This window comes from Methylobacterium sp. WL103 (assembly GCF_008039885.1).
Classification (GTDB): Bacteria; Pseudomonadota; Alphaproteobacteria; order Rhizobiales; family Beijerinckiaceae; genus Methylobacterium; species Methylobacterium cerastii.
Genome location: NZ_VRUX01001079.1, coordinates 1 through 817, shown reverse-complemented (window position 1 = coordinate 817; position 817 = coordinate 1). Strand labels below are relative to the sequence as shown.

Below are 817 nucleotides of genomic sequence, written 5' to 3'. Positions count from 1 at the left end.
GGGCGGGCTGTCCGGCCGCCGCTGAGCCGGCCTTGCCGACAGGGCCGCCGCTCGTGCAAAGCGTTTCCGGTGCGCCGCACCATCCGGAGACCACGCCCGTGACCGAAGACAACCCGCGCCGGCCCGACCACGCGGTCGACCCGCTCTTCGTCGATCGCCGCTCGCCCCGCCTGTTCACCGGCGAGGCGGTGCCCGAGGCGGAGCTGATGCGGATGTTCGAGGCGGCGCGCTGGTCGCCCTCCTCCTACAATTCCCAGCCCTGGCGCTTCCTCTACGCCCTGCGCGACGACGCGCACTGGGAGACGTTCTTCGGCCTGATCCTGCCGGGCAACCAGAAATGGGTCGCCGGCACCGGCGCCCTGGTGTTCCTGGTTTCGAACGAGCGCATGAAGGTCGGCGACGAGCTCAAGCCGTCGGCGAGCCATTCCCTCGATGCGGGCGCGGCTTCGCTGGCCTTCCAGCTCCAGGCCAACCGCCAGGGCTGGCACGTCCACGGCATGGGCGGCTTCGACCGGGAGCGGGCGCCGGGCGTGCTCAACGTACCCGAGCACCACACCATCGAGGCCGCCTACGGCGTCGGCCGCGCGGTGGCGCCGGCCGAGCTCGACGCGGACCAGCGCGCCAAGGAGGCCCATAACGGCCGCCGGCCGATCACCGACTTCGTCTTCGCCGGCGGCTTCCCCGCCGACCGCGGCTAGGGGCGGGTGGACGCGTCCGGGCCGGGCTTCCGCTGGGACATCCCGGCCCGGTACAACGTCGGCGTCGACGTCTGCGACCGCTGGGGCGCGGCCGAGCCGGAGCGCCCGGCGACCTCGAG

General features: G+C 73.6%; 1 protein-coding gene. It reads left to right on the top strand.

What is annotated here, in order from left to right; all coding sequences use genetic code 11:
* Nucleotides 1-98: 98 nt before the first annotated feature.
* Entirely contained in the window at nucleotides 99-698 is a 600-nt protein-coding gene (locus FV222_RS27900; RefSeq protein WP_147764438.1) for a nitroreductase family protein, read from the top strand.
* The last annotated feature ends 119 nt before the right edge of the window (nucleotides 699-817 follow it).